At 68.6% G+C, this 26,506-nt stretch carries 1 protein-coding gene and 1 pseudogene; both read right to left on the bottom strand.

Going from position 1 to position 26,506, the window contains the following annotated elements:
• Positions 1–8,842 (bottom strand): amino acid adenylation domain-containing protein (locus GV792_RS30485; RefSeq protein ID WP_445738783.1); only part of this gene is annotated, 8,842 nt, incomplete at its 3' end.
• A gap of 93 nt (positions 8,843–8,935) precedes the next feature.
• Positions 8,936–26,475: pseudogene (locus GV792_RS30480) on the bottom strand (non-ribosomal peptide synthase/polyketide synthase); the annotation flags it as partial.
• Between the last annotated feature and the right edge of the window lie 31 nt (positions 26,476–26,506).

Below are 26,506 nucleotides of genomic sequence, written 5' to 3'. Positions count from 1 at the left end.
TGAACACCGGCGCACCGATCGGCACCGACACCATGTCCGCCTCGGTCACCTCATGGAACGTGACGTCGACCGCGGCCTCCGTCGGCCCGTACAGGTTGTGCAGCCGAGCACCGGTCAGCTCCTGCATCCGCTGCGCGGCGGTGGCAGGCAGCGCTTCACCTGAGGCGAAGACATTTCGCAGGCTGGTGCATTCGTGGGCACGTTCCTCGGCGACGAAGACAGACAGCATCGACGGCACGAAGTGGGTGGTGGTCACCCGCTCGGCGGTGATCAGCTCGACCAGGTACGCGGGATCGCGGTGGCCGTCGGGCTTGGCGACGACCAGACGCGCACCGACCTGCAAGGGCCAGAAGAACTCCCACACAGATACATCGAACGTCGCCGGAGTCTTCTGCAGGACCACATCGGTGGCGTCGAGCTGATAGGCGGACTGCATCCACACCAGACGGTTGACGATCGCCCCGTGCGTGACCGCCACACCCTTCGGCCGACCGGTCGACCCGGAGGTGAAGATGACGTAGGCGGTATGGGTCGGCAGCAGCGGCGCGGTTCGCTCGGCATCGGTCACCGGAGCCGCCGAGTAGCCGGAGAGATCGAGGGATTCGATCTCCAGCGCGGTCCGCGCGCCCGCGTCGAATTCGTCGGCGGCGGTGGTCAGCACACACACCGGATCGGCGGTGTCGAGGACGTAGCGGGTGCGGTCGGCCGGGTGATCGGGGTCGAGTGGCACGTAGGCACCACCGGCGACGGTCACCGCGTACATGCCGACGACCAGTTCGATCGAGCGCCGCATACCAAGTGCGACATGGGTATCCGGGCCGACACCCAGCGAGATCAGGTGGCGGGCCAGACGGTTCACCCTGGCGCTGAACTGGGCATACGACAGCGTCGTATCCGCGAAGGTCAGTGCGGGACCGTCGGGCGTGTGCGCGGCCTTGGCCTCGAACATCGCCACCAGCGTCGCGGCATCGGTACCGGACGGGCTCGCCGACAGGGCAGCGGCCACATCGAACTCGGTCGCGTTCCACTCCCGGACCACCCGGTCACGTTCGCCTGAATCCAGCAGTTCGGTGTCACCGAGGGCGGCGGACGGATCGGTCACCGCCGAACGCAGCACCCGCAGCAGCCGCTCGGCGAGCGAGGCGACGGTGTCGTGGTCGAACATATCGGTGGCGTAGGCGAATTCGGCCGTCATGCCGTCGCCGGCATCGGTGAGGTTCAGGTGCAGATCGAACTTCGCGGTCACCACATCCAGCGGCATGCCCGCGACCTCGAGGCCGGGCAGTTCGAAGGTGGTCTCGCCGGTGTTCTGGAACGACAGCATCACCTGGAACAGCGGATGCCGCGCCTGCGAACGCGCCGGATTCAGGATCTCCACCAGCCGCTCGAACGGCAGATCGGCGTGCCCGAAGGCCGCGAGATCGGCTTCCCTTGTGCGGGCGAGGAGGCCGGTGAACGGCTCGTCTTGCCGCACCTCGCTGCGCAACACCAGGGTGTTGACGAACATGCCGATGGCGTCGTCGAGCGCGGCCTCACCACGTCCGGCGACGGCGGTGCCGATGGCGATGTCGTCACTGCCGGACAGTCGCGACAGCAGTGCCGCGAACGCCGCGTGCACTACCATGAACAGGCTCGCGCCGTGCTCGCGGGCGAGCGTGTTCAGCCCGTGCAGGAGTTCGGCGTCGATACCGAATTCGTAGACCTCGCCGCGGTTGGAGGCCACCGCCGGCCGGGACCGATCGGCGGGCAGATCCAGTTGATCGGGCAGACCCGCCAGCGTGGCCGACCAGTAGGCCACCTGCTGGGCGATCAGCGAGGACGAATCCTCTTCCGAACCCAACGTGTCACGCTGCCAGAGCGCGAAGTCGGCGTACTGCACCGGCAGCGGCGCCCAGCCCGGCGCTTCACCGCGGGTGCGGGCCGCGTAGGCCACCATCACGTCGCGGGCCAACGGGCGCACCGACCAGCCGTCGCCGGAGATGTGGTGCACCACGAACACCAGCACGTGGGTGTCGTGCGCGTCGCCGTCCGCCACGCGGAACAGCTCGGCGCGCACCGGAACCTCGGCGGTGACGTCGAACCCGGTCAGCACCAGTGCGCTGATCCGGTCGGCGATCTCGGCCTGTGGCACATCGATCGGCGTGAGGTCGATGCGATGCTGCCCGGTCGGCAGCACCACCTGCACACCCTGACCGTCGGCGGTCTGCGGGTAGACCGTCCGCAGCACCTCGTGCCGATCGATCACATCCGACACCGCACGTGCCAGCGCCTCGGTGTCCAGGGCGCCGGTCAGTCGTACCGCGAGCGGGATGTTGTTGACCGCGGTCTGGTTGTCGAAGCGGTTCAGGAACCACATGCGCTGCTGTGCCAGCGACAGTGGCACCTCGTCCGGACGCGGTCCGGCCACGAGTTCGCGCCTGCGGCCGGTGCCCGCATGCGATTCCAGCTTGACCGCGAGCGCGGCGACCGAGGGCGCCTCGAACAGGGTACGGACCGGGACGCGGGTGTCGAGGGCGGCGCCGAGGCGGGCCACGACCTGGGTGGCGATCAGCGAGTTGCCGCCGAGGTCGAAGAAGTCGTCGTCCAGGCCGACCTGGCGTTCACCGGGCAGGCCGAGCACCTCGGCGAAGGTCGCCGCGACGATCTCCTCCACCGGCGTCGACGGCGCGCGGAACTCGCGAGCCTGGAACTCCGGCTCCGGCAGTGCGCGCCGATCCAGCTTGCCGTTCGGGTTGAGCGGCATCGCGTCGAGCACCACGATCGCGGCCGGGACCATATACGACGGCAGGCGGCCGGACAGGTGCGCACGCAACGCCTCGACGTCGACGATCGCGCCGCCGGCGGGCACCACATAGGCGACGAGCAGATCGCCGGTGCGGGCATCCGAACGCACGATCGCCACCGACTGCGCCACCGATTCGTATGCGGTGAGCGCGTTCTCGATCTCACCGAGCTCGATACGCAGACCGCGCAGCTTCACCTGGAAGTCGGTGCGGCCCAAGTAGGTGATGGCACCGTCGGCGCCGCGGGTGACGAGGTCACCGGTGCGGTACATGCGAGCGCCGTCACCGAACGGGTTCGCCACGAAACGATCCGCGGTCAGATCCGCGCGACCGAAGTAGCCGCGCGCCAGCTGATCGCCTGCCAGGTAGAGCTCGCCAGCGGCACCGGGCACGACCGGGTGCAGGCGCGCGTCCAGCACGTAGGCCTGTGCGTTCCACACCGGCAAGCCGATCGGCACCGCGCCGTCGACCTCGGCGGCGACCGGGGCGGCCGTCGCGTGCACGGTGAACTCGGTCGGGCCGTACAGGTTGTGCAGTTCGGCGGTGCTGACCCGGCGGATCGCCTCGACCGCATCGCTGGTGAATGCCTCACCGGCGATGAACAGCGCACGCAGCGAGGCGAGTTCGGCGCCGGCGACGCTGCCCGCGAAGACCGTCAGCATGGACGGCACGAACGAGGTCATGGTGACGTGCTCGGCGGCGATCACATCGGCCAGGTACTGCGGATCGCGATGACCGTCCGGGCTCGCGACCACCATGCGGCCACCGGTCGCGAGGGGCCCGAACAGCTCCCACACCGACACGTCGAAGGTCGCCGGGGTCTTGAACAGCACCACGTCGTCGGCGCCGATGCCGTATTCGCCGGTGATCCAGCGGATCTGGTTCACCACCGCGGCGTGCGGCACCGCAACACCCTTCGGGCGTCCAGTCGAGCCGGAGGTGAAGATGACGTAGGCCGGATGCTGTGGCCGCAATGGCGCCCGACGTTCCGCATCGGTCACCGGGGTGGCGTCGTAGCCGGACAGGTCAAGCTCGTCGAGCACGACGGTGGACAGACCGGTGGCGTCGAAACCATCCCGCGCCGTGGTGATCACGCACACCGGTGCCGCGGATTCGAGCACGTAGTCGATGCGTTCGGCGGGCTGATCCAGGTCCAGCGGCACATAGCCGCCGCCGGCCTCGTGCACCGCGTACATGGCGACGACCAGGTCGACCGACCGGCGCAGCCCGAGCGCGACCAGGCTCTCCGGGCCGACACCAACACCGATGAGGTGACGGGCCAGACGATGCACCCGATCGCCGAATTCGGCGTAGCTCAACGATGTTCCGGTGGACGGATCGACGAGAGCGATCGCGTCCGGTGTGGCGGCGGCCTGTGCGGCGAACTCGGCCACCAGCGTGGTCGGGGCGCCGAGATCACGGCCGGTCTCGTTCCAGGCGCGCAGGGCCCGATCGTTCTCGCGGGCATCGAGCAGATCGATATCACCGAGGGCGCGGTCCGGTTCGGCGACAACGGCCGCGAGCAGCCGGTTGAACCGGCGGCCGAACCCAGCCATGGTCGCGGCGTCGAACAGGTCGGTGGCATAGATCAGTTCGGCGGTGATGCCGCCTTCCTCACCGTTCTCCGACAGCACCAGCTGTAGATCGAACTTGGCGACGTCGATCGGCAGATCGACACCGCTGACCGTCAGGCCGGGCAGCTCCAGGCTGTTCTGGCCGGTGTTCTGGAACGACAGCATCACCTGGAACAGCGGATGCCGCGCCTGCGAACGCGCCGGGTTCAGGATCTCCACCAACCGCTCGAACGGCAGATCGGCGTGCCCGAAGGCCGCGATATCGGTGGTGCGGACGGTGCGCAGCAGATCGGTGAACGTGGCGCCGCCGTCGATCGGCGTCCGCAACACAAGGGTGTTGACGAACATGCCGATCAGGTCGTCGAGCGCGCGCTCACCACGGCCTGCGACCGGGGTACCGATCGCGATATCCGGCTCACCCGACATCCGCGACAACAGCACCGCCAGCGCCGCGTGGGTGACCATGAACAGCGTCGCGCCACGGGTGCGGGCCAGCTCGGTGAGCTTGGCGTGGGTCTCGGCGTCGATCGCGAACACCTCGGTGGCGCCGTGACCGGAGGCTACCGCGGGACGCGGCCGGTCGGCGGGCAGATCGAGCTGTTCGGGCAAGCCGGTGAGGGTCTGTGACCAGAAGCCGATCTGCTCGGCGATCACCGATTCCGGATCGTCTTCGGAGCCGAGTACCGCGCGCTGCCACAGTGCGAAGTCGGCGTACTGCACGTCGAGGGGACGCCAGGCCGGTTCGCCGCCTTCGACGCGGGCGCCGTAGGCGGTCATCACGTCGCGGGTCAGCGGTCCCATGGAGAAGCCGTCCGCCGAAATGTGGTGCACGACAAGGGCGAGCACGTGTTCGGTCGGGCTGATCTCGAACAGCCGGGCCCGGAACGGGACCTCGGTGGTGACGTCGAATCCGGTGCGCACCAGCTCCGCGATGCGGGCGGGCAGTTCTGCCTCGGTGACATCGACCGGGCTGAGATCCGGGATCACCTTCGCGGTGGGCACGGCCTGCTGATGTGCGGTGCCGTCGACTTCCGGATAGAAGGTGCGCAGCGATTCGTGCCTGGCCAGCACATCGGCGACCGCGATCTGCAAGGCCTGCCGGTCAAGCAGGCCCGACAGCCGCACGGCCGCCGGGATGTTGTCCACGGCGGATTCGGGATCGAACCGGTTGAGGAACCACATCCGCTGCTGGGCCAGCGACAGCGGCACCAGCGCGGGACGCTGCTGCGGCACCAGCGCGGCGCGCGCACCGGCACCGGCGCGGGATTCGGCACGGGCGGCCAGTGCGGCGACCGAGGACGCCTCGAACAGTTCGCGGACACCGAGGTCGGTATCCAACGCGGCCGAGAGCCGTGCGGCCACCTGGGTGGCGCTCAGCGAGTTACCGCCGAGGGCGAAGAAGTCGTCGTCCAGGCCGACCCGGTCCAGTCCGAGAACATCGGCGAAGGTGGTGGCCACGATCTCTTCCACCGGTGTGGTCGGCGCGCGGAACACCGCCGCCTCGAACACCGGGGCGGGCAGTGCCTTGCGATCCAGCTTGCCGGAGGCATTGAGCGGGAACTCGTCGAGCACGATCACCACGGCCGGAACCATGTAGGCGGGCAGCTGCCGCCCCAGATCCTCGCGCAGGGTCTCGGTGTCGATCGGCACGCCGGCCACCGCTGTGCTGGATTGGCCGCGCTCCCGGTGCCCTCCGTGGTTACGCTCCGCTGCCGCCTCCTGGCCCGTCGCTCGCGCGGCGACGACATAGGCCACCAGCTGATCACCGGTGTGCTGATCGCCGCGGATCACCACGACCGACTGGGCGACCTCGTCCAGGCCGGTGAGCGCGGCCTCGATCTCGCCGAGTTCGATGCGCAGACCGCGCAGCTTCACCTGGAAGTCGGTGCGGCCCAGGTACTCCAGCTCACCGTCCGAGGGCCCACCCGTCGCCCGGCCACCACCCCTCATCGAATCGCTTCGCGATGCAGGAACCCATTGGACGAGGTCGCCGGTGCGGTACATGCGCTCGGAGGAACCGAACGGGTTGGCCACGAACCGATCGCTGGTCAGATCTGGCCGCGCCACGTAGCCGCGCGCCAGCTGGGTGCCCGCGAGGTAGAGCTCACCCGCGACACCGACCGGCACCGGACGCAGCCGCGCGTCCAGCACGTAGACCTCGGTGTTGTACACCGGCGCGCCGATCGGCACGGTCTCGGAGTCGGCGTCGGTGACCTCATGGAAGGTGACGTCGACCGCGGCTTCGGTCGGACCGTACAGGTTGTGCAGGCTCGCACCCGTCAGCTCGCGCAAACGATGCGCGGGCTTGGGCGAGAGCGCCTCACCGGAGGCGAACACCATACGCAGCGAATCGCACTCCGCAGCGGCAGCGTCTGCCACGAAGACCGCGAGCATGGACGGCACGAAGTGGGTGACGGTCACGCCCTCGGCCGAGATGATCTCGGCCAGGTAGGCCGGATCGCGGTGACCGTCGGGCTTGGCGACGACCAGGCGTGCACCGATCTGCAACGGCCAGAAGAACTCCCACACCGACACATCGAACGTCGCCGGGGTCTTCTGCAACACCACATCCGTGGCATCCAACTGGTACGCCGACTGCATCCACACCAGACGATTCACGATCGCCGCATGCGAGACCCCCACACCCTTCGGGCGACCGGTCGAACCCGACGTGAATATGACGTAGGCGGTGTTCGACGGCCGCAGCGGCGCCTGCCGCTCGACATCGGTCACCGGGCCATCGGCGTAGCCGGACAGGTCGAGCAGGTCGATGCGGACCTGCGCGGTGTCGATCTCGAGATCGACACCGGAGGTCAGCACACACACCGGATCGGCCGTGGCCAGAATGTATTCCGTGCGCTCGGCCGGATGGTCGGGGTCGAGCGGCACATACGCGCCGCCGGCCACACTCACCGCGTACATGCCGACCACCAGGTCGATGGAGCGCCGCATACCAAGCGCCACATACGATTCCGCGCCGACACCGCGTTCGATGAGCCAGCGGGCCAGCGTGTTCACCCGTCCGGCGAACTCGGCATACGACAGACTTGTCCCCTCGAAGCTGACAGCAGTCGCGTCCGGAGTGCGGGCGACCTGCGCCTCGAACATCGAGACCAGCGTCGCGGCGTGGTCAACCTCGTGCGCGGTGGCGTTCCAGCCCGACACCACCAGCTCACGTTCGGCGGCATCGAGCAGTTCGATATCGCCAACAGCCACAGCGGGTTCGGTGGTGATAGTGCCGAGCACCCGCAGCAGCCGGTCGGCGATGCGGCGCACGGTCTGCTCGTCGAACAGGTCGCGCAGGTAGCCGGCACGGATGCGCAGCTTTGTGTCGAGCTGCGCGATGAGCGTGAGCGGGTAGTGGGTGGCATCGGCCGCGTCCAGGCCGGTCACCGCCATACCGTCGATATCGGCGGCCTGGGCCTGGATGCCCTCGGCGTCGACCGGGTAGGACTCGAACACCACCAGGGTGTCGAAGAGTCCACCGATTCCGGCGGCGGACTGGATCTCGGCCAGGCCGACGTAGTGGTGGTCGAGCAGATCTGCCTGCTCACCCTGAGTGCGGGTCAGCAGTTCACGCACCGATTCGTCGGCGTCGAAACGCACCCGCACCGGCACGGTGTTGATGAACAGGCCGACCATCGATTCGACACCGGACAGTTGCGCCGGGCGGCCGGACACGGTGGTGCCGAACAGGACATCGTCGTGACCGGTCATCCGGCCCACCAGAATCGCCCAGGCGACCTGCAACACCGTATTCGCGGTGACACCGAGATCGGCGGCAAGCGAGGTCAGTCGCGCGGTGGTGGACTCGTCCAGCTCGAACAGATACTCACCCGACAGCGCGGTGATCTCGCGACCGGCGTCCGGGCGGGCGAGCAGGGTCGGCTCGCCGATTCCGCGCAGCGCGTCGGTCCACGCCGCGACCGACGCGGTGTGATCCTGTTGGGCGACCCATTCCAGGAAGTGCTTGTAGGAGCGGACCGCGGGCAGCGCGTTCACATCGCCGTGCACCGCGTACAGCACCAGCAGATCCCGCATGAGCAGCGGCATCGACCAACCGTCGAGCAGGATGTGATGGTTGGACACCACGAACTGCCAGCGGGCGCCACCCTCGGCGGTAGCGTCGGCGACCTGGATCAGGGTGAACCGGATCAGCGGCGGTTCGGCCAGATCGAAGCGGCGCATACGGTCGGCGTCGATCAGGTCGGTGGCGTCACCGGTCCCGGTGCGGTCGTGTTCGGACCAGTTCACGCGGACGCTGTCGAGCACCACCTGCACCGGGTTGCCGTCGTGGTCGGAGACGAACGCGGTGCGCAGGTTCTCGTAGCGGTCCACCAGTGCCTGGGCGGCCGAACGCAGCCGGTCGGCGTCGACGCGGCCGGTCAGCGTCAGCACCGACTGCGCGGTGTAGACGTCTACCGAATCGGCGGCGAGCCTGGCATGGAACAGCAGACCCGACTGCAGCGCCGACAGCGGCCACACATCGGTCAGTGCCGGGAAACGCTGTTCCCACACGTCGATATCGCGCTGCGCGCTGCGCACCAGCGCGAAGTCGGAAGGTGTGTGCCCACCCGCGCCGGTCGAAGTGGCATGCCGGGCAACCGCTTCCAGTGCGGTGACCCAGAGGTCGGCGAACTCGCGAACCGATGTGGGGTCGAGCAGGGTTGACGGGTAGCCGATATTGGCGGTCAGCTTGTCGCCGACCACGATGGCGTTGACGTCCAGCGGTGCCATCGCGGGCATATCGGCGTCGTAGGCGCCGCCGAGGGAACCGAGTTCGGGCGCGGGGATCCAGCCGAAACCGCGCAGCGATTCCGGCACGTCACCGTCGGACACCCGGCCCAGGTAGTTGAAGCTGATCTGGCCGGGCAGCTCGCTCGGCAGTTCGGCGGCGGTATCGCTGTTCAGGTAGCGCAGCAGGCCGTAACCGATGCCCTTGTCCGGCACCGCGAGCAGTTGCTCCTTGACCGCCTTGAGCGCCGCACCGAGGGCCGGCCCACCGGCCAGCGCGGCATCGATATCGATCCCGTGCAGGTCGAAGCGCACCGGGAAGATCGTGGTGAACCAGCCGACCGTGCGGGACAGATCGGCGCCGGCGACGATGTCTTCCTCGCGGCCGTGGCCTTCCAGGCGGATCAGCAGCGAGTCGTCGGCGCGGCCGCCGCTCGCGCGCCGGGACCGCCACGCCGCGGTGGCCAGTGCCAGCGCGGTGAGCAGACCGTCGTTGACGCCGCCGTGGAACAGCGCGGGCACCGTGGTGAGCAGGGCCTTGGTGACCTCGGCGGGCACCTCGACCTGATGCTTCTCGATGACACCCGAGATATCGACCGCCGGGTCCATCGGACGTTCGGTCAGCAGCGGATCGGCCGTTCCGACCACCGAACGCCAGTAGTCGAGTTCAGCGACCCGCTCCGCGCTGCGCGCCTCCCGCTCGAGCGCGTGGGCCCAGGCCCGCATCGAGGTCGCGGGCGCCACCAGCTCGGGTTCCTGACCCGCGGTGAGCTGGCCCCAGGCCGCAACGAAATCGGGCACCAGGATGCGCCAGGACACACCGTCGACCACCAGATGGTGGGCGAGCACGATGAGACGTCCGGCGCGGTCGGTGCGATCGGGTTCCAGCCATACGAATCGGACGACGACACCGGCGGCCGGGTCGAGCCGGTTCAGCGAGGCATCGAGCGCGTCGGCCGCGATCTCGAACAGTTCCGCATCGTCGGCGTCGGCGGCGAACACGGTGTGGTCGATCAGCGCTGCCACATCGACGGTGCCGGGCGCCGCGGTCTCGACGATCCAGTCACCGCCGGCGCGACGCAGGCTCGCGCGCAGCATGTCGTGGCGGTCGATGACGGCGCCTGCGGTGGCCGCGATGCCCGCCCGGTCGATGCCGACCGGAAGTTCCAGCGCGAGAGTCTGATTGAACCGGCTGAAGGAGCCGCGCCGCTGCGCCATGAACCGCACCACCGGGGTGAGCGGCATGGTGCCGACACCCCCACCGGGGAGCTCGTCCAGTGCGGGCGTCGCGGTGCCCGTGCCGTCGGTGGTCTCGGCGACCGCGGCCAGTCCGGCGACGGTGCGCTGTTCGAAGACGTGCCTCGGGGTGAACACCACACCGCGCGCCTTGGCCCGCGAGACCAGCTGGATGGAGACGATGCTGTCGCCACCGAGAGCGAAGAACGAATCGTCCACGCCGACCCGCTCCACGCCGAGCACCTCGGCGAAGACCTCGGCAATGGTCTGCTCGACCGGCGTGCGTGCGGCCCGGAACACGACTTCGGTCGCGAAGACCGGCTCCGGCAGCGCCTTGCGGTCCAGCTTGCCGACGGGGGTCAGCGGCACGTGGTCGATCACCATGATCGACGACGGCACCATGTAGGCGGGCAGTCGTTCCTCGACGTACGCGGTCAGTGTCGCGACATCGATCGAACGCCCCTGCGCCGCAACCACATACGACACCAGCGAGACCGCACCCGCAGCATTCTTGTGGCCGACCGTCACGGCGAAGTCGACGGTTTCATGCGAGGCCAGCGCAGCGTCGATCTCACCGAGTTCGATGCGGAAACCACGCACCTTCACTCGGAGCGGCCCACGTACTCCACCTCGCCGGTACGAGTCCAGCGGACCACGTCACCGGTGCGGTACATCCGCTCGCCGTCGCCATAAGGGTTGGCAACGAATCGGTCGGCGGTAAGCCCAGGGCGCGCGTGATAGCCGCGCGCCAACTGCACGCCCGACAGATACAGCTCACCCGCGACACCCACCGGCACCGGCCGGAGCTGGGCGTCCAGGATCAGCGACCGCATGCCGCGGATCGGTCCGCCGATGGTCACCGTCTCACCCGGCACCAGCGGATCGCTGATGTTGGTCATGATGGTGGTCTCGGTTGGCCCGTAGCCGTTGTGGAAGTGACGGACCTGTCCGGCGTCGCCGTCCAGCGGCACCGCCCACTTGGCCACCAGTTCCGGCGGGCACGCTTCACCACCGGCGACCAGCACCCGCAGGGTATCCAGGCCGCTCGGATCGAAGGTGGCCAGCGCGGCCGGGGTGATGAACGCGTGGGTGACGCGCTCGGTACGGATCAGTTCCGACAGCTCCTCGCCGCCGTACACACCCGGCGGGACCACGACCAGCGCCCCGCCGGGGCCGACCGCGAGCAGCAGCTCGAGGATCGAGGCGTCGAAGCTGGGCGAAGCGAAATGCAGTGCTCGGGAGTCGGAGTCGAGGGCATAACGCTCGATCTGCTCCGCGCTGAAGTTCGCGAGGCCGGAATGGGTGACCACGACGCCCTTGGGGACGCCGGTAGAGCCGGAGGTGTAGATGACGTAGGCCGGATGTTCCGGACGCACCGGGCGCACCCGGTCGGCGGCGGTGATCGGGCCGCCGTCGACGGCATCCAGATCGAGGTCGTCGAGCACCAGCCAGCGCGCCGATTCCGGCAAGCCGTCCCGCACCGACGCCACGGTGAGGCCGACCGGCGAACCGGAGTCGGTGACCATATGCGCGATGCGCTCGGCCGGGTAGTTCGGGTCCACCGGAACGAAGGCCGCGCCGGTCTTGGCGACCGCCCAGGCCGCGAACACCGAATCCGCCGACCGCGGCACACCGACGGCCACCAGATCCTCGGCGCCGATCCCCTCGGCAATGAGCAAGCGCGCCAAGCGGTTCGAGCGCTCGTCGAGCTCGCCGTAAGAGACAGTTGTCCCCTCGAACACCACCGCGGGCGCCTTCGGGTCGCGTGCCGCGGCCTCGGCCAGCAGGTCGGCCAGCACGCGCGGCGCGACAGCCGGTGCACCGGTGCGGCTGACCAGATCGGTGCGTTCGTCGGCGTCGAGAACGTCGATGGCGCCGACGGTGATCGACGCGTCGGCGGCGACGGCCTCGAGCACCCGCCGCCAGCGGGCGGCGATCTCGGTGACGGTGTTGTCGTCGAACAGTTCGGTGGCGTAGGTCAGGGCCAGCGCCATGCCGGAACCGGGCTCGCCGTGATCGGAGAGAGTGAACTGCAGATCGAACCGAGCGACGTTCTCTTCCAGATCCAGCGCCGACACCGACAGACCGGGCAGTTCGAGGCTGGTGCGGTCCAGGTTCTGGAAGGCGAGCATCACCTGGAACAGCGGGTTACGCGCCTGTGAGCGTTCCGGGGCGAGCAGTTCCACCAGCCGCTCGAACGGCACATCAGCGTTTCCGTAGGCGTCAAGGTCGGTGCGGCGCACGCGGTCGAGCAGGTCGGCGAACGATTCGGCCGGGTCGATCCCGGTGCGCAGCACCAGGGTGTTGACGAACATGCCGACCAGATCGTCGAGCGCCTGCTCACCACGACCGGCGATGGGGGTGCCGACCGCGACGTCATCACTGCCGGACAGCCGTGACAGCAGCACCGTCAGCGCGCCGTGCATGACCATGAACAGCGAGGCACCACTGCGGCGAGCGACCTCGTCCAGCGCGGCGACCAGATCGCCGGGCAGCTCGGTATGCACGGTGGCGCCGCGCAGCGAGGCGATGGCGGGCCGCGGCCGGTCGGTCGGTAGGGCCAGTTCGTCGGGAATGCCGTCGAGCGCGCGCTGCCAGTAGCCGACCTGACGCGACATCAGCGACTGCGTGTCGTCCTCGGAGCCGAGCACCTCGCGCTGCCAGAGCGCGAAATCGGCGTACTGCACGGCCAGGGGCTCCCAGCCGGGAGCGCTGTCCTTGGTGCGCGCGGTGTAGGCCAGCATCACGTCGCGGGTGAGCGGACCCATGGAGAAGCCGTCGGCGGCGATGTGGTGCACCACAACGACGAGCACATGCTCGTCCGCGCCGGCCCGGTACAGCCGGGCACGCAGCGGAACCTGTTCGGCCACGTCGAATCCGGTGGACACGAACGCCGTGACGACCTCGATCAGCTCAGCGGACTCGACCGGGATCGGGCTCAGATCCAAGCTGATCTGTTCGGCCGGCACGATCACCTGCACCGGGGTGCCGCCGTGCTCCGGGTAGCGGGTGCGCAGCGATTCGTGCCTGCGCACCACATCGGCCACCGCGAGCCGCAGCGCCTCGGCGTCCAGGGCACCGGACAGCCGCAGCGCGATCGGCAGGTTGTAAGCGGCGGAGGTGGTGTCGTACTTGTTCAGGAACCACATGCGCTGCTGCGCGAACGACAGCGGCACGGTTTCGCCGGTGGCGCGCACACGCGCCGTCAGCCGGGTCCTGGCATCGGTGCCGGTATGCGATTCCACCCGTGCGGCCAGCGATTCCACCGTGGACGCCTCGAACAGGGCGCGCACCGGCACCGTGGTGCCCAATGCCGCACCGATACGCGAGACGACGCGGGTGGCGATCAGCGAGTTGCCGCCCAGGTCGAAGAAGTCGTCGTCGACGCCGACTCGCGGCAGGTCGAGGACCTCGGCGAAGACCGCGGCCACCGTCTCCTGCACCGGCGTGACCGGGGCGCGGAAGGCACGCGCCTGTACGGCCGGCGCGGGCAACGCGCGGCGATCCAGCTTCCCGTTGACGGTCAGCGGAATCCATTCCAGCCGCACCACCGCGGAGGGCACCATGTAGGCGGGCAGCAGTTCGGCCGCGCCGTCGCGCACCTCGTCCAGGTTCGGCGCGGTATCCGGATCCGACACCACGTAGGCGACGATCCGCTGGTCGCCCGGCTGATCCTCACGCACGATGACCGCGGCCTGGGCGATACCCGGCTGGGCCAGCACGGCGGATTCGATCTCACCGAGCTCGATGCGGAAGCCGCGCACCTTCACCTGATCGTCTGCGCGACCCAGGTATTCGAGTTCACCGAAGCGGTTCCAGCGCGCCAGGTCGCCGGAGCGGTACAGCCGCGCGCCCGCGCCGTCGGCATCGCCGAGCGGGTTGGCCACGAACCGGGCCGCCGACAGATCCGGCCGCCCGAGGTAGCCGCGCGCCAATTGTGGTCCGGCCACATACATTTCGCCCGCGACCCCGACCGGCACCGGGCGCAGCCGGTCGTCGAGCACGTACACCCGCAGACCGGCGATCGCGCGACCGACGACGCTACCCGCGGCGTCGGCGATAGTCGCGGCGTCCAGCGCACGGTAGGACACGTGCACCGTGGTCTCGGTGATGCCGTACATGTTGACCAGGACCGGCGCCCCGTTCGCGGAGCGGGCATCAGACGGAGCACCGTGTCGCGCCACCCACTCGGAGAGCCTGCGCAGTTCGAGCGCCTCACCGCCGAACACCACGTACCGCAGCGACAGCGGTGTGGCGTCCTGAGCATTCCGATCGGCCTCGGCCAACTGGTAGAAGGCCGACGGTGTCTGGTTGAGGACCGTGACCTTCTCGGTGCGCAGCAGTTCGAGGAACTGCTCGGGCGAGCGAGAGGTGTAGTAGTCGACGACCACCAGGGTGCCGCCGAACAGCAGCGGACCCCACAGCTCCCAGACCGAGAAGTCGAAGGCGTAGGAGTGGAACAGCGTCCACACATCGTCGGGGCCGAAGCCGAAGTCGCGATCAGTATTGGCGAACAGCCGCACCACATTCCGGTGCGCGACCGCGACACCCTTCGGGCGGCCGGTCGAGCCGGAGGTGTAGATGACGTAGGCGACGTGATCCGGGTGCAGCGGGGCCCGCCGGTCGGCGTCGGTGATGGGACCGTCGTCGGCGTCCTCGACATTGCCCGCCTCAACCGCGAACCCGTCGAGCACCACTCTCGGCAGCTGCTTCGGCACCGTCACCTGGACCGTCGAGTCGATGATGACGCTGGTCGGCGCGGCATCGGCGAGCACGTAGGCGATGCGGTCGGCGGGGTAGGCCGGATCGACGGGCACATAACCCGCGCCGGTCTTGACCACCGCGAGCAGTGCGACCACCAGGTCGAGTGACCGCGGCAGGATCACCGCGACCAGCGACTCCGGGCCTGCGCCGTCGGCGATCAGCCTGCGCGCCAGCACATTCGCGCGCCGATCCATTTCGGCGTAGGTCAGGGTATCGGCGCCGAACCGTGCGGCGATCCGGTGCGGATGGGCATCGGCAGCCGCGTCGAACAGCGTCGACAGCGTCGCTGCCGAGTCGGCGAAGATGCCCGCGCGCTCGGTGGCGAGCAGGTCGGCGCCCGACGACACCCACCGCTGCGACACATCGAGCCGCTCGGCCTCGCCCAGCAGATCGATATCGCCAACGGCGACCGAGGCGTCCTCGGTGACACCACGCAGAATGCGCACCAGACGGTCGGCGAACGACGACACCGTCTCCGGATCGAACAGTTCGGTGGCGTAGTTCCACGACAGGGACAGCGCGCCGTCGCCGATCTCGCCGACGGTGAGCTGGATGTCGAACTTCGCCGTGCCCGGATCGAAGTCGACCACGTCCAGGTCGAGACCGGGCAGCGCAATGGTGCCCATATCCGCGGCCGAGGCGGCCTCGAAGGTCAGCGCGATCTGGAACAGCGGGTGATGGGCCTGCGAGCGGGCCGGGCTGATGACGTCCACCAGCCGTTCGAACGGCACATCGGCATGGGCGAATGCCTCGAGGTCGGTCCGGCGGACCCGCTCGAGCAACGCGTCGAACCGGACCGAGGACTCCACCTCGGTGCGCAGCACCAGGGTGTTGACGAACATGCCGACCAGATCGTCGAGGGCCTGCTCACCACGTCCGGCGATGGGGGTGCCGATGGCGATATCTGTGCTGTTGGACAGCCGCGCCGCCCAGGTCGCCAACGCCGCGTGCACCACCATGAACAGGGTGACGCCATTGGCGCGGGCCAGCTCCTCCAGTTCGCCGCGCAGTTGTGCGTCGATCGAGAAGTTGTGCGTACCACCGGCATTGGTGGCGATCTCCGGGCGCGGCCGATCGGCTGGCAGCTCGATCTGGTCCGGCAGATCACCCAGCCGTTCGGTCCAGTAGGCGATCTGCGCGGCTGCCACCGACTCCGGGTCGGTTTCCTCGCCCAGCACCTCGCGCTGCCACAGCGCGTAGTCGGCGTACTGCACCTCGAGCGGCGCCCAACCGGGGATCTCACCCCTGGTGCGCTCGGCGTAGGCGGTGACCACATCGCGCAGCAGCGGCCGCAGCGAGAAACCGTCGGCGCTGATGTGGTGCATGACCAGCACGACCACATGGGTCTGCGGATCGACCGAAAGCAGAGCCGCACGGAACGGGATCGCGGCGGTCACATCGAAGTAGGTGCTCGCCAGCGCGACGATCCGCCCGGGGAGGTCTTCGGCGGTGACCGTTTCGGGGCTCAACCGCACCCGCACCTCGTCGGCGGGCAGGACCCGCTGGTAGCCGGTCCCCTCCACCTCGGGGTACACCGTGCGCAGCGCCTCGTGCCTGGCCAGCACGTCGGCGATAGCGGCGTTGAGGGCGGTGAGGTCGAGCTCGCCGGTGAGGCGGATGGCGACCGGAATGTTGTTGACCGCGGTCTGGTTGTCGAAGCGGTTGAGGAACCACATCCGCTGCTGTGCGGGCGAGAGCGGCACCAGTTCGCCGCGTTCGCGCGGTTCCAGCGGAATCTGGCCGCCCGCGCCTGCGGAGGACTCCACCCGCGTGGCCAGCGCCGCGACGGTCGGCGCCTCGAACAGCACCCGGACCGGGATCTGGGTATCCAGCACCGCACCGAGACGTGCCGCGACCTGAGTGGCGACCAGCGAGTTGCCGCCAAGGGCGAAGAAGTCGTCGTCCAGGCCGACCCGCTCGACGCCCAGCACATCGGCGAAGGTGCCTGCGACGATCTCCTGCACCGGAGTCACCGGCGCGCGGAACGCGGTCGCCGCGAAGGTCGGTTCCGGCAGCGCCTTGCGGTCCAGCTTTCCGGAGGCGTTGAGCGGGAAGGCGTCGAGCACCACATAGGCCGCGGGCACCATGTAGGCGGGCAGTTGCTGCCCGAGTTCGGTGCGCACCGCGTCGATATCGACGACACGGTCCGGATCGGTGACCACATAGGCGACGAGCTGGTCGCCGGTGTGCTCATCGGCACGCACCACGACCACGGCCTGTGCGACCGATTCCAGTGCGGTCAACGCGGATTCGATCTCGCCGAGCTCGATACGCAGGCCACGCAACTTCACCTGGAAGTCGGTGCGGCCCAGGTACTCCAGCTCACCGTCGGAGGTCCAGGCGACGAGGTCACCGGTGCGGTACATCCGCTCAGCGGTGGTGAACGGATTGGCCACGAAGCGCTCCGTGGTCAGATCCGGCCGTCCGACATAGCCGTGCGCGAGCTGGGCGCCCGCCAGATACAGCTCACCCGGAACACCCGCCGGGACCGGCCGCAGCCGCGCATCCAGCACGTACACCTGCGTGTTGAACACCGGGGCACCGATCGGCACCGAGGTCGTGTCGGCGTCGGTCACCTCGTGGAAGGTGACGTCGACCGCGGCTTCGGTCGGGCCGTACAGGTTGTGCAGCCGGGCGCCGGTCAGCTCACGCAAACGCCGCGCGGTGACCGCGGGCAGCGCCTCACCGGAGGCGAACACATTGCGCAGGCCCAGGTATTCGGCGGCCAAGGGCTCGGCCGCGGCGCCTGCGACGGGACCGGAGGAGGCAGCTTGTGTAACCACGGAGGGAGCCGCAGGCCCCGCGATCGAGCTCACGAACACCGACAGCATCGACGGTACGAAATGCACCGTGGTGACGTGCTCGTCGGCCATGAGCTGGGCGAGGTAGGCCGGATCTCGATGGCCGTCGGGCTTGGCGACGACCAGGCGGGCACCGACCTGCAAGGGCCAGAAGAACTCCCACACCGACACGTCGAAGGTGGACGGCGTCTTCTGCACCACCACGTCGTCGGCGGCCAGACCGTATTCGGCGTGCATCCACACCAGCCGGTTCACGATCGCCGCATGGCTGACGGCGACACCCTTGGGGCGGCCGGTCGAACCCGAGGTGAAAATGACGTAGGCGGTATTGCCGGGGCGCAGCGGACGATGCCGGTCGATATCGGTGAGCACCTCGTCGGAGAACTCCGACAGATCCAGCTCGTCGATGCGGACCTGCTGCGACAGCGTGGTGTCCAGGTCGGCGCCGGAGGTGAGCACACACACCGGACGCGCGGTTTCCAGGATGTAGTCGATGCGCTCGGCCGGATGGTCCGGATCCAGCGGCACGTAGGCACCACCGGCGACGTTGACCGCGTACATGCCGACCACCAGGTCGATGGAGCGCCGCATACCCAGCGCCACATACGATTCCGGGCCAACACCGGCCTGCTTGAGCCAGCGCGCCAGCCGGTGTACCCGGGCGGCGAACTCGGCGTAGGACAGACTTGTCCCCTCGAAGGTGACCGCGTACGCGTCCGGGGTGCGCGCCACCTGCGCCTCGAACAGCGAGACCAGCGTGGCAGCGGCATCGCCGACCGGCGAGGTCAGCGCGGCGTCGACGGGGAATTCGGTGTCGTTCCACCGGTCGAGCACGCGGGTGCGTTCGATCGAGTCGAGCAGCTCGATATCGCCCACCGCGGAGCCGGGGGCGTCTGCCACCCCACGCAGCACCCGCAGGAACCGCTCGGCGAAGCTGCTCGCGTAGCCGGAATCGAACAGATCGGTGGCGTAGACGAGTTCGGCTTCCATCTCCGAATCCGTGCCGGGCACCTCGCTCAGCGTGAGCTGGAGATCGAACTTGGCCGTCGGCTGGTCGATGCCGAGCTCGGTCACGGTGAGGCCGGGCAGCTCCAGCGACGTGCGTCCCAGGTTCTGGAACGACAGCATCACCTGGAACAGGGGATGGCGAGCCTGCGAACGCGCCGGGTTCAGCACCTCGACCAGGCGCTCGAACGGCACGTCGGCGTGCGCGAAGGCCGCCAGATCCCGTTCGCGGACCTGGGTGAGCAGTTCGCCGAACGACTGCGCCGGATCGATTTCGGTGCGGAGCACCAGGGTGTTGACGAACATGCCGACGAGATCGTCGAGTGCCTGCTCACCACGGCCTGCCACCGGGATACCGATGGCGATGTCGTCGGAGCCGCTCAGTCGCGCCAGCAGCGCCGCGAACGCACCGTGCACCACCATGAACAGCGTGGTGCCGCTGGCGTGCGCGACCTGGTTCAGTTCCTCGATCAACGCGCCGGGCACCCGGAACCGGTGCGTGCCCGCACCGTAGGTCGCCACGGCGGGGCGCGCCCGGCCGGCCAGCCGCAGCTCATCGGGCAGACCTGCCAGCGTCGTGCGCCAGTAGTCGAGCTGCTCGGAGATGAGCGAGGTCGGATCCTCTTCGGAGCCGAGGGTTTCGCGCTGCCAGAGCGCGAAGTCGATGTACTGCACCGCCAGCTGCGGCCAACCCGGCTCCACCGACGCGGTCCTCGCCACATAGGCGGTCATCAGATCGCGGACGAGCGGGCGCATGGAGAAGCCGTCCGCGGCGATATGGTGCACCACCACGGCAAGGATGAAGTCCTGCGCCCCCAACTGGAACACGCGCAGCCGCACCGGCAGTTCGGTGGTGACGTCGTAGCCCTGACTCGCGAATTCGTAGAGCGCCGAACCGATCTCGTCCTCGCTCAACGCGATGACGTCCAGGTCCGGAATCGCCCGCGTCGAGGGCAGGACCCGCTGGTAGGCGATTCCATCGTGCGACGGATAGATGGTGCGCAGCGATTCGTGGCGCACGATCACATCCGAGACCGCACCGCGCAGCGCCTCGACATCGAGCACGCCCTGCAACCGCACCGCCGCCGGAATGTTGTTGGCGGCCGAGTCGGCATCGAAGCGGTTGAGGAACCACATGCGCTGCTGTGCCAGCGACAGCGGCGGATGTTCCGGGCGCACCTGCTCGGTCAGCGCCTGCCTGGCACCGGTACCCGCATGCGATTCCATGCGCGCGGCCAGTGCACCCACCGTGGGTGCCTCGAACAGGGTGCGCACGCCGACCTGGGTGTTCAGCGCGGCGCTGAGCCGGGCCACCACCTGGGTGGCGACGAGCGAGTTGCCGCCGAGTTCGAAGAAATCGTCATCGACGCCGACGCGGGGAACGCCGAGCAGATCGGCGAAGATCTCCGCCACGATCTCCTCGATCGGCGTCGAGGGCGCGCGGAAGCTCTTGGCCTCGAACACCGGCGACGGCAGCGCCTTGCGGTCCAGCTTGCCGCTGGCGTTCACCGGGAAGGTACTCAGCACGACGAGAGCGGCCGGGATCATGTAGCCGGGCAGTGTCGCGCCGAGCGCGGACTTCACCGCATCGGTATCGACCACCGCATCCGGTTCTCTGACCACGTAACCGACCAGCTGATCACCGGCATGCGCGTCCGCGCGCACCACCACGACCGACTGCGCGATCCCCGGCTGCGCCAGCAGCGCGGCCTCGATCTCACCGAGTTCGATACGCAGACCGCGCAGCTTCACCTGGAAGTCGGTGCGGCCCAGGTACTCCAGCTCACCATCGGAAGTCCAGGTGACAAGGTCACCCGTGCGGTACATGCGCTCACCAGGCGCCCCGTACGGGTTGGCGACGAACCGGTCAGAGGTCAGATCGGCGCGGCCGAGGTAGCCGAGCGCCAGCTGATCGCCCGCAAGATAGAGCTCTCCCGCGATACCAGGGGCGACCGGTCGCAGCCGGGCGTCGAGCACGAAGACTCGGGTGTTCCACACCGGGCGGCCGATCGGCACCGAGACGGCATCCGCGTCGGTGGCCTCGTGGTAGGTGACGTCGACAGCGGCTTCGGTGGGGCCGTACAGGTTGTGCAGCCGGGCGCCGGTCAGCTCACGCAGCCGGGCCGCGGTCGGCGCGGGCAGCGCTTCACCGGAGGCGAACACCTGCCGCAGCCGCGGCGATGGCAGGGCTGCGGCGTCGCCGTTCTCGTTACCGAGGGTGGCCACGAACACCGACAGCATCGACGGCACGAAGTGCGCGGTCGTGATGCCCTGTTCGGCGATGACGCGTGCCAGGTACACCGGATCGCGATGCCCGTCGGGCTTGGCGACGACCAGGCGCGCTCCGGTCTGCAAGGGCCAGAAGAACTCCCACACCGACACGTCGAAGGTGGCGGGCGTCTTCTGCAATACCGCATCGTCGGCGTCGATCGGGTACTCGTGCTGCATCCACAGCAACCGGTTGACGATCGCCGCGTGGCTCACCGCGACACCCTTGGGGCGGCCGGTGGAGCCTGAGGTGAAGATGACGTAGGCGGTGGCCGCACCACGGATCGGCTCGGCCCGTTCGGCCTCGGCGATCGGCGCCGTGTCGAACTCGGTCAGGTCGAGCGAATCGACCGCGAGCACCGGCACCGTTGCGGCGGTGAAATCATCACGCGTGGTGGTCAGGATGACCGCGGGCCGAGCGGTGTCCAGGACGTAGTCGGTGCGGTCGGCCGGCTGATCGGGATCGATCGGGACGTAGCCCGCACCCGTTTCCAGCACCGCGTACATGGCGACGACCAGATCCACCGAACGCCGGATGGCCAGGGCCACCAGCGAATCCGCGCCGACGCCGTCGGCGAGCAGACGTCGGGCCAGCTGATGTACCCGCCCGGCGAACTCGGCGTAGGTGAGCTGCTCGTCACCGAAAATCAATGCCACGGCCTCGGGCGTCGCCGCGGCCTGCTGCTCGAACAGTGACACCAGCGTGGCGTCCGGCACCGGGTAGGCGGTGTCGTTCCAGCCGGTGAGCACATTGGCCCGCTCATCGGCGGCGAGCAGGTCGATATCGCCGATGGCGATGGTCGGGTCGGCGGCGATCGCGGCGAGCACCCGGTCCAGGCGACGGGCGAATTCGGCGACGGTCGATTCGTCGAACAGGTCGAGTGCATAGGAGAACTCGGCCGACATACCGGCCGCTTCGCCGAGTTCGTCCTGGGTCTCCGACAGTGTCAGTTGCAGGTCGAACTTCGCGAGCCTGGCGTCGTAATCGATGCCGTTGACCGAAAGCCCTGGCAGTTCCAGGCTGGCCTGCCTGGTGTTCTGGAAGGTCAGCATCACCTGGAACAGCGGATGCCGCGCCTGCGAACGCGCCGGGTTGAGCACCTCGACCAGCCGCTCGAACGGCACATCGGCGTGTGCGAACGCGTGCAGGTCGGTTTCGCGGGCCCGCGCGAGCAAGTCGGCGAAAGTGGCGGACCCGTCGACCTCGGTGCGCAACACGAGGGTGTTGACGAACATGCCGATCAGGTCGTCCAGCGCCGCCTCACCACGACCGGCGACCGGGGTACCGATAGCGATATCGCTGGTGCCCGACATCCGCGACAGCAGCACGGCCAGCGCCGAATGCATCACCATGAACAGCGACGCATTGTGCTTGCGACCCAATTCGACCAGCGCCCGCTGGGTCTGCCCGGAGATGACGAACGGATATGTGCCACCGCGGTAGGACGCCACCGGGGGACGCGGACGATCCGAGGGCAGCACCAGCTCATCCGGCAGGTCGGCGAGTTCACGCGACCAATGCCGGATCTGGTTGGAGATCAACGAGTTCGGGTCGTCCTCGGAACCGAGAACCTCGCGCTGCCACAGCGCGTAGTCGGCGTACTGGACCGGCAGCGCCGACCAGGCGGGCGCCTCCCACGAGGTGCGCGCGGCGTAGGCGACCATGACGTCGCGGGCCAGCGGCCCCATCGACCAGCCGTCGGCGGAGATGTGGTGCACCACCATGCCGAGCACGTACTCGGTCTCGTTGATCTCGAACAGACGCGCGTGCAGCGGAACTTCGCTGGTCACGTCGAACGCCATCGAGGCGAGTTCGACCAGATGATCGATCAGGTTGTGCTCGGTGACCGGGATCGGGGTCAGGTCGGGCACGATCTGGGCGGCGTCGAGCACCACCTGCACCGGTCCGGCACCCGTCTCCGGGAACACCGTGCGCAGCGACTCGTGCCGGTCGATCACATCGATGACCGCGACCTGAAGTGCGGCGACATCCAGATCACCCGAGAGCCGGATGGCGACCGGAATGTTGTTGACCGCGGAGGCGGTGTCGAAGCGGTTGAGGAACCACATCCGCTGCTGCGCCAGCGACAGCGGCACCTCTTCCGGGCGCACTCGAGCCACCAGCGCCTTGCGGGCGCCGTCGCCGGCATGCGATTCCACCCGAGCGGCCAGCGCCGCGACGGTGGAGGCCTCGAACAGCATGCGCACCGGCACCCTGGTGTCCAGTGCGATGCCGAGGCGGGAGGCGACCTGGGTCGCGATCAGCGAGTTGCCGCCGAGTTCGAAGAAGTCATCGTCCACACCCACGCGGGTGATGCCGAGGACCTCACCGAAGATTTGCGCGACGATCTCCTCGATCGGTGTTGTCGGAGCACGGAATTCGCGCACCTCGAACACCGGCGCGGGCAGCGCCTTGCGGTCCAGCTTGCCGGAGGGGTTGAGCGGAAGCGCTTCCAGCACCACGATCGCCGACGGCACCATGTACGAGGGCAGCGTGCGATGCAGCGCGCCCTTGATGCTGTCGATATCGACCGGGCCCGCCTGGGTGACGACATAGCCGACGAGCTGGTCACCCGCGACGGTGTCGAGGACGAGCACCACGGCCTGGGTGACGGCGGGATGGTCGAGCAGCGCGGTCTCGATCTCACCGAGCTCGATGCGCTGACCACGGAACTTGACCTGGAAGTCGGTGCGGCCGATGTATTCGAGCACGCCAGCGGAACCGACCTCGGGATCATGCGGTTCGGTCCAGCGCACCAGGTCACCGGTGCGGTAGAGCCGCGATCCCGGCGGGCCGAACGGGTCGGCGACGAACCGTTCGGCGGACAGGTCGGCGCGGCCGTGATAGCCGCGCGCGGTCTGCACACCACCCATGTACAGCTCACCGGGGACCCCGACGGGAACCGGCGAGAGCCCCTCGTCCAGCACGTACGCGCGTGCGTTCCACACCGGACGTCCGATCGGCACCACGCTCGGCGCGACCTCGGTCAACTGCCACGCGGTGGCGTGCACGGTGAACTCGGTTGGGCCGTACAGGTTGTGCAGCGCGGCCGTGGAGAACTGCCGGAATGCGGTGACCGTGCCGGGCGGCAGCGCCTCTCCGGCCACCAGAACCGCACGCAGCGAGGCACATTCGGCCGAGTTCGCGGCGCCGGTGAACACCGAGAGCATCGACGGCACGAACGAGGTCATGGTGACCCGATGCCGTCCGATGATCTCCGACAGGTACAGCGGATCGCGATGCCCGTCCGGTGCCGCGATCAGCATGCGGGCGCCGACGGCCAGCGATCCGAACAGCTCCCAAACCGACACGTCGAAGGTGACCGGCGTCTTCTGCAACACCACATCATCGGGGCCGATGCGGTATTCGGCAGTGATCCAGGCGATCTGGTTGACCACCGAAGCGTGGCTGACCGCGACGCCCTTGGGTCGGCCGGTCGAACCGGAGGTGTAGAGCACGTAGGCGGTATTGGCCGGGCGCAGCGGTGCCCTGCGATCGGCGTCGGTGACCGGGGCGTCCGAATACCCGCTCAGATCCTCGGTGTCGAGGAAGATCACCGGCACATCGCTGGCGGTGACATTGTCGGCGACGGTGGTCAGCACGCACACCGGTGCCGAGGAGTCGAGCACGTATTCGGTGCGCTCGGCCGGATGGTCGGGGTCGATCGGCACGTACCCGCCGCCGGCGGTCATGGTGGCGTAGAGCGCGACGAGCATATCGACCGAGCGCCGGATACCAACGGCTACCAGCGATTCCGGTCCGACACCCGCGTCGATGAGCTTGCGGGCCAGGCGGTTGACCCGGCTAGCGAACTCGGCGTAGGTCAGCTCTTCGTCGAGGCCGTCGAGCCTGCCGCCGCCGTCGAAGACCACACCGATCTCATCGGCGTGCAGGCGGACCTGCTCGGCGAACAGGTCCAACACGGTGGCTGCCTGCACGTCGTGGGTGGTGTCGTTCCACCCCGCGAGCACCGTGGAGCGTTCGGCGTTGTCGAGGATCTCGATATCGCGAACGGCCGTAGTCGGTTCGGCGACAACGGTTTCCAGCACACGAAGGTAACGGCGAGTGAACTCGTCGACCGTATCGGCATCGAACAGATCGGTGGCGTAGGAGACCACCGCCGACATGCCCGCCGGGGTGCCGTCGCCGCCGCGTTCCTCGGTGACCGTCCATTGCAGGTCGAACTTGGCGATATCGACCTCGAGCTCGTCGGCCGTCACCGACAGCCCTGGCAGCTCCAGGGCCGCGTGCGACATCTCCTGGAACGACAGCATCACCTGGAACAGCGGGTGCCGCGCCTGCGAACGGGTCGGATTGAGGACCTCGACCAGCCGCTCGAACGGCACATCGGCATAGGCGAACGCCGCAAGATCGGTTTCCCGGGTACGGGTGAGGAAATCGGTGAACTGCTCGCTGCCGTCGACCTCCGAACGCAACACCAGGGTGTTGACGAACATGCCGATCAGATCGTCGAGGGCCTGCTCACCGCGACCGGCCACCGGCGTACCGATGGCGATATCGCTGGTCCCCGACAGCCGCGCCAGCAGCACCGCCAGCGAAGCGTGCATGACCATGAAGAGGCTGACACCCTGCGCGCGAGCCAAGGCGGACAGGCGCTGATGCATATCGGCGTCGATGGTGAAGCCGACCCGGCCGCCCTGGAAACTCTGCACCGCCGGACGTTGCCGGTCCGCGGGCAGATCCAGCTGATCGGGCAAGCCTGCCAGCGCCCGCTGCCAGTAGCCGATCTCGCGCGCGGCCATCGACTCCGGATCCGATTCCGAGCCGAGCAGTTCACGCTGCCAGATGCTGAAGTCCTGATACTGCACCGGCAGCGGAGACCAGCCGGGCTCTTCGCCCTCCGCGCGCGCCAGGTAAGCGGCTGCCATGTCGCGGGCCAGCGGACCGAAGGAGAATCCGTCGGCGGCGATGTGGTGCACCACGAACGCCACCGCGTACTCCGGAGTGCCGTTACCACGGCCACCGGTGACCTCGTAGATGCGCACCCGGATCGGCAGCTCACGCGAGACGTCGAAGCCCATGGAAGCGAATCCGGCCAGCACACCGTGCAATTCGGATTCGTCGATCGGCTCGACCGTAATGCCAAGATCGACCTGCTCGACCGGAATGACGAACTGGTAGCCGCCGTCGCCGGACTCCGGGAAGATGGTGCGCAGCGACTCCTGCCGCGCCACGACATCGTTCAACGCCGTCTGCAACGCCTCGACGTCCACCCTGCCGCGCAACCGCACCACGAACGGCAGGTTGTAGGTCGGCACCGTGGGATCGAACTGGTTGATGAACCACATCCGCTGCTGCGCCAGCGACAGCGGCACGCGC

The sequence above is a fragment of the Nocardia cyriacigeorgica genome (genome assembly GCF_010868145.1).
GTDB lineage: Bacteria > Actinomycetota > Actinomycetes > Mycobacteriales > Mycobacteriaceae > Nocardia > Nocardia cyriacigeorgica_D.
This window is presented reverse-complemented; position numbering and strand designations above follow the sequence as displayed.